General features: G+C 76.9%; 5 protein-coding genes. 3 read left to right on the forward strand and 2 right to left on the reverse strand.

Annotated elements, in window-relative coordinates; genetic code table 11:
* Positions 1-719 (reverse strand): 16S rRNA (cytosine(1402)-N(4))-methyltransferase RsmH (gene rsmH / locus A6V29_RS07140; RefSeq protein WP_249933083.1); only part of this gene is annotated, 719 nt, incomplete at its 3' end.
* A 361-nt stretch (positions 720-1,080) separates the two neighbouring features.
* A complete protein-coding gene (gene mraZ / locus A6V29_RS07145) occupies positions 1,081-1,515 on the reverse strand; it encodes a division/cell wall cluster transcriptional repressor MraZ (protein ID WP_135144682.1) in 435 nt (144 codons plus the stop codon).
* A 194-nt stretch (positions 1,516-1,709) separates the two neighbouring features.
* On the opposite strand from mraZ, the gene A6V29_RS07150 reads away from it, so the two are divergent.
* From A6V29_RS07150 to A6V29_RS07160, 3 genes are read left to right on the forward strand one after another with little or no spacing between them, the layout of a single operon-like run.
* Positions 1,710-2,693: an AAA family ATPase gene (locus tag A6V29_RS07150; protein ID WP_137159667.1), complete on the forward strand. Its 984-nt coding sequence runs from the start codon at positions 1,710-1,712 to the stop codon at positions 2,691-2,693.
* 5 nt (positions 2,694-2,698) lie between these two features.
* A complete protein-coding gene (locus A6V29_RS07155; protein ID WP_137159668.1) occupies positions 2,699-4,018 on the forward strand; it encodes a DUF58 domain-containing protein in 1,320 nt (439 codons plus the stop codon).
* Positions 4,015-6,345, forward strand: coding sequence for a transglutaminase TgpA family protein (locus A6V29_RS07160; protein ID WP_249933084.1), 2,331 nt, complete (start codon positions 4,015-4,017; stop codon positions 6,343-6,345). Before A6V29_RS07155 ends, A6V29_RS07160 begins: the two co-directional genes overlap by 4 nt.
* Positions 6,346-6,443: the final 98 nt, after the last annotated feature.

Consider the following 6,443-nt stretch of genomic DNA (forward strand, 5'->3'; position numbering starts at 1 on the left):
GCCCGCTCGAGGACGCCGAGCTCGTCGTTGACCTCGATCCGCAGCGCCTGGAACGTGCGCTTGGCGGGGTGCCCGCCGGTGCGGCGGGTCGCGGCCGGGATGGCGTCGCGGACCAGGTCGGCCAGCCGGGCGGTGCTGGTGAAGGGTTCGCGGGCCCGCTCGCGGTCGATGGCGGCGGCGATCCGGGAGGCGAACCGCTCCTCGCCGTAGACCCGCAGCACGCGGGCCAGCTCCTTCGGCGGATAGGTGTTGACGATCTCGGCGGCGGTGCGTCCGGTGCCGGGGTCCATCCGCATGTCCAGCGGGGCGTCGGCAGAGTAGCTGAAGCCGCGCTCGGCCTTGTCCAGCTGCAGGGAGGAGACGCCCAGGTCGAACAGGACCGCCTGCACCTCGGCGATGCCGAGCCGGTCGAGGACGTCGGGCAGCTCGTCGAAGACGGCGGGGACCAGCGTGGCGCGGTCGGTGTGGCCGGCGGCCTCGATCCGGCGGGCGGCCTCGGCGCGCGCCTCGGGGTCCCTGTCCAGGCCGATCAGCCGGAGCCCGGGATGGAGGTCGAGCAGCGCGATCGAGTGGCCGGCCAGGCCCAGGGTGGCGTCGACGAGCACGGCGCCGGGGGCGGCGCAGGCGGGGCCGAGCAGCTCGCCGATGCGGTCGAGCAGGACGGGCACGTGCACGGGAGGGCGCGCGGGCTCCGGCGCCGCAGCATCCGTGCTGCTCATCGTTCCTGCCTTCCGAGGTCCGGTCGTGCTCCGGAGATGGTGCCGCGGGTGCCGCCCCTCGAGGGGACGCGGCGGTTCCGGTGGGGCGGGGTGGGGCGAGTGGGGTGCAGTGGGGCGGAATTCCGTCCGGAGCGGTTCCTCGGCCCCCGCGGGGCGTCGCCTGGCGTCGGGGAAGAGCGCCAGGTGGCGCCCCGCGGGAGCGCGGGGAGGTCGCCGACCCGTCCGGGGAGGGGCTCCGGGGAGGGATGGACCCAGCAGCGGGGAAGGCAGCTGGGGCCGGTCCGGTCGAGCCGCGGGGAAGGCGGCTCGTTCGGTTGCTCGCCGGCGCCCGGTGGGGGCGGGTGGGGCGGCCTTCGCGGGATCACGACAGCGTCGGCATCCCCTCGCTCTCCAGGTCGGCGTACGCGGCCTCCAGTTCGGCCACGTAGGCCTCCCAGTTGCCGGCGTCCCAGATCTCGAAGCGGGTGTCCACACCGACGACGACGACGTCGCGGTCCAGCCCGGCGTACTCGCGCAGGCTGGCGGGGATGGTGATGCGGCCGGTCTTGTCCGGCTCGATCTCGACCATCGACCCGAAGCTCATGCGCGCAGCCATGCGGGCGCGGGCGGTGTCCGAGGGCGCCATGGCGGCCATCGCGGCGCTCTGCTCGGCGACCCGGGCCATGGTCAGGCCGTAGACGCAGCGCTCCTGGCCCTTCTTGATCACCATGCCGTCGGCCACCTGGTCGCGGAAGCGCACAGGGAGGGCGAGCCGGCCCTTCTCGTCCAGGCGCAGGGGGTAGCTGCCGACGAACACCGGATCACCCCCTGCATCAGTCCTCCCATGGCTCGTCAGCGACCCCTGACCGGTCCCTGCCTCCCCACCGGACGACACAGTAACCCACTACGCCCCACTGGACACCACTCCGCACCGTGTCGGGGCCACGCTCCCCACCGCTCCCCCACCGCGGACGGGCCCTCCGGCGGCCGGCGCCACGTACCGTGTTCGGTGTGACGGAGGTGACGCGCACGTCCGACGGCACCGCCGGGCCGCCGGTCGACGTCGCCGCGGCGGCCGGCCGGATCGCCGCGAACGTGGGCCGGGTCGTCCAGGGCAAGGACTCCGTCGTCCGGCTGACCCTCGTGACGCTGCTCGCCGAGGGCCATCTGCTCGTCGAGGACGTGCCCGGCGTCGGGAAGACGACGCTGGCCAAGGCGCTGGCCGCCTCCATCGACGCCACGGTCCGCCGGATCCAGTTCACGCCCGACCTGCTGCCGAGCGACGTGACCGGGGTGGCGGTCTACGACCAGGAGTCCCGGGAGTTCGAGTTCAAGCCGGGCGCGATCTTCGCCAACGTCGTCGTGGCCGACGAGATCAACCGCGCCTCGCCGAAGACCCAGTCGGCGCTGCTCGAGTGCATGGAGGAGCGGCAGGTCACCGTCGACGGCGTGAGCTACGAGCTCGCCCGGCCGTTCCTCGTCATGGCCACGCAGAACCCGTTCGAGATGGAGGGCACCTACCCGCTGCCCGAGGCGCAGCGGGACCGCTTCACCACCCGGGTCTCCATGGGCTATCCCGACCGCGACGCCGAGCTCGCCATGCTGGACGAGCGCGCCACGACCGATCCGCTGGCCGGCCTGCAGCCGGTGGCCGACGCCGCGACGGTCCGCGACCTGGTCACCGCCGTGGGCCGGCTGCACGTCTCCGAGGCGGTGCGCCGCTACGTCGTCGACCTCGTCGAGGGGACCCGCCGGTCCCCTCAGCTGCGGCTCGGCGCCTCCCCGCGCGCCGGGCTGCAGCTGCTGCGAGCGGCCCGCGCATCGGCGGCGGTGGCCGGCCGCGACCTGGTGCTGCCCGACGACGTCAAGGAGCTGGCCGGGCCCGTGCTGGCCCACCGCCTGCTGCTGACCCCCGACGCCGCCGCGGGGGGGCGCACGGCCGAGCAGGTGGTGGCCGAGCTCGTGGCGACCCTCCCGGTCCCCCGCGGACGCTGACCGGCGTGGCCGCGCCCGGACGCCCGCGCACCGCGCTCACGCGCCGGGGACGCGGGTTGCTCGCGGCCGGGCTCACGCTCCTCGCCGTCGGCGCCCTGCTCGGCGAGCAGCCGATGGTGCAGCTGGCCACGTTCGTCCTCGTCCTGCCCCTGCTGTCGGCGTTCGTGGTCTCCCGGGAGCGCTTCCGGATCGCCGTCCAGCGGACGGTGACCCCGGCTCGGGTCTCCCGCGGCCAGGCCGCCGAGGTGGTGCTCGAGGTGTCCGCCGCCGACCGGCGCGCCACCGGGATCTGGCTGCTCACCGAGCAGCTGCCGGAGGCGCTCGGTCCTGCGCCCCGGTTCACCGTCACCAGGCTGGCCACCGGCAGGGGGACGGCGCTGCGCTACCGGGTCGTCCCCGCCCGGCGCGGCAGGTACGCCCTCGGGCCGTTGCGGGTACGCGTGGTCGACCCCTTCGGCCTGGTGGAACGCAGCACCACCGGCACCAGCGGCGGGACGCTGCTCGTCGTCCCGCGGGTGCAGCCCCTGGGCCCGACCGGTCCGACCGACGGTCGGGACGACGGCGAGGGCGCACGGCGCTCGATCGCGGTGCACGGCGAGGACGACGTGAGCATCCGCGAGTACCGCCGCGGCGACGACCTGCGCAAGGTGCACTGGCGGGCGACCGCGCGCACCGGGGAGCTGAAGGTCCGGCTCGAGGAGCGCCCGTGGCGGGCGCGCACGACGATCCTGCTGGACACCCGCGCTCCGGCGCACCTCCTCTCGCGACGGCGCGACGCCGAGGTGGACGACAGCCTGGAGTGGGCGGTGGAGGCCGCCGCCGGCATCGCCGTCGAGCTGACCCGGCGCGGCACGGAGGTGCGGATCGTCACCGAGTCCGGCGAGCTCGTGGGCGCCGTCGGCACCGGCGGGAGCCGGTCCGGCGAGCTGCTCGACCGGCTCGCCACCGTGGCGGCGTCGCGGCGGACCGAGCTCGGCTCGGGCCTCGAGGCGGTGAGCCGCGGCGGCGGTGACGGACAGGTCGTCTGCCTGCTCGGCGCACTCGGCCCGGGCGACCTCATCCGGTTGGCCAGGATCCGGCAGGGGTCGACGGCGGCGTTCGCCGTGCTCCTCGACCTCGGGAGCTGGGCGGCGTCGGTCCAGGGGCAGCGGGCCGGCGGCTCCGCCGCGATGACGGCGCTGGCCGACCAGCGCGCGGAGGCGGCCGCGGTGCTGCGGGCGGCGGGCTGGCAGGTCGCGGTGGCCCGGGCGGGCGACCCCCTCCCCCAGGTCTGGGCCGCGCTGGCCGGCCGGCCCGTCCCGTCCGGCGCGGGAGCCGCCTCGTGACGGGGACGGTGCGCGACGCGCTGCGCGACGTGGACGTGCGGACCCCGGTCGCGGCCGCCGTCGCCACCCTGCTCGGCGCGCTGGCGCTCGCCCCCGTCTTCGCCGCGGGCGCCTGGCTGCGGCCGGCGGTGGACGTCGTGCTCGTCGTCCTGGCCGCCGGGCTCGCGCTGCGGGCGGCCGGAGCCGTCGTCGAGTCCCGTGCCGACCGGCCGCTGCCCGGGTGGCTCGCCGGCCTCGCCACCGTCCTCGTGCCGGTGGGCCAGCTGGCGGCGCTCGCCGCCTACCTGACCGCCCGGTTCGCGCCCGACGAGGCGATGGCCGGCGTCGTCCCCACCGGCGCGAGCACCGCCGACCTGCTGGACGTCCTGGCCGCCGGCGCCGACGAGGTCCGCGAGCAGGTCGCCCCCGCCCTGCCCGTGACCGGCCTGCTGGCGCTCGTCGCCGTCTTCGTCGGGCTGGTCGCCGTCCTGGTCGACCTGGTCGCCGTGGCCGGGCGCCAGGGCGGCGTCGCCGGGCTGGCGCTGCTGGCCCTGTTCTGCGTGCCGGTGTTCACGCTGACCGGCGGGATCGGCCTGCTGCCGGTGGTCGCGCCCGCGGCCGGCCTGGCCCTGCTGCTCTGGGCCGACCAGGCCCGGCGGATCACGGGCATCCGGGTCGGTGGGGTGCGCGGCGCCGGGGCCGGGCGCGCCACGCGCATCGCGCTGGCCGCGCTCGTCGTCGGCGTCCTCGGCGGCGGGCTGCTCCCGACGCTGTCGGAGGGATGGCTCGAGCAGGGGTCGGGTGGGCCGTCGTCCACCGGGACCGCGCTGAACCCGATGGCGACCATGGTGGGGCAGCTCTCGCTCCCCGACCCGGTGGACCTGCTCCGGGTGGAGACCGACGACGAGGACCCGGGGTACCTGCGGGCGGTCACGGTGGACCACTACGACGCGGCCGGCGGGTGGTCGCTGGCCGGCCTGTCGGCGCAGCTGCCGCTGGACGCCGAGCTGCCGGTGGAGCACCCGCCGGTGATCGGCCGCCCGGTCGCGGCGGCGATCGAGGTCCTCGACCACGACGACAGGTTCCTGCCGATGCCCGTCTCGCCCACCGAGGTGCGCATGGAGGGCGGCGGGAAGGGGTGGTGGTTCGACCCGACGTCCGGCACCGCCGTCGGGCACCGGGTGACCACCGAGGACCGGCGCTACGAGGTGACCGCGACGGAGGCCCGCCCCACGCCGGAGCTGCTGGCGGCCGCGCCCCCGCTGGAGGAGTTCCACCCGCTGCAGATGCGCTACACCGCGCTGCCCGAGCTCGACGAGCGGGTGACCGGCCAGGTGGCCGAGCTCGTCGACGGCGTCGACGGCGGCTACGACCGCGTCCGGCGGATCCTCGACTTCCTCACCGACCGGCGCAACGGCTTCCGCTACGCGCTGTCGACGCTGCCGGGCACCAGCGGGGACGACCTCGTCAACTTCCTCGCCGAGCGGCAGGGCTACTGCGAGCAGTACGCCGGGGCCATGGCGGTCATGGTGCGCGCCGCGGGCATGCCGGCGCGGGTGGCGCTCGGGTACACGCCCGGCACGCGCGAGGACGACGGCAGCCGGATCGTCACCACCGACGACGCGCACGCCTGGGTCGAGGTGTACTTCGTCGGGGTCGGCTGGGTGCCCTTCGACCCCACGCCCATCGACCGCGACCGGCGGGCCGACCTGCCGTGGGCGCCGCGGTTCGCCCTCGAGGACCGCCCGGACATCGCGGCGCTGCCCGCCCCCGCGCCGGGGCTGGGCGCCGAGTCGCAGATCCCCGAGGTGGACCTGGGCCTGGGCGACCTCGGGGGCGCCGCCGACGCGGGCGCCGAGGACTCGCGCACCTGGCCGCTCGTCGTCGGGTTCGGCCTGCTCGCGGCAGGGATGGGTGTCGCGCCCGCCGGGCTGCGGCTGCTGCAGCGACGTCGCCGGCTGGCCGACGGCTCCGCCACCGCCCTGTGGGACGAGCTGACCGCCACCGCCGACGACCTCGGGGTGACGCGGGATCCGGCCTGGACGCCGCGCGAGGCCGGGCGGGCGCTCGCCGGGCGGATGCCGGCGGGGCCGGGGGCCGCGGCGGTCGGCCGGCTGGCGCGCGCGGAGGAACGGGCGAGCTACGGCCCCGCGACGTCCGGCCAGGACGAAGGGCTGGACGGCGCGCTGCGCGAGGCGCGGCGTGCGCTGGCCGGCAGCGTCGATAGCCGGGAGCGGCTGCGGGCGGCTTTCTGGCCGGCGTCCCTGGTCGCGGACGTGCGCGGGCGGGTGGGCGGCTGGTCGGCGCGGCTGCCGCGGTTCTGGCGGCGGGACGCCCGCCGGGCCTGACGCTCCGGTCTCGCGCGGTGCGGTGCGCTACTGGTCGTAGCGGCGGCGGAAGCGCTCCTCGAGGCGGTTCTTCAGCGGCTGGCGGCCGCCGCGGTTCC

The organism is Blastococcus sp. CCUG 61487 (assembly GCF_005222955.1).
Taxonomy (GTDB): Bacteria; Actinomycetota; Actinomycetes; order Mycobacteriales; family Geodermatophilaceae; genus Blastococcus.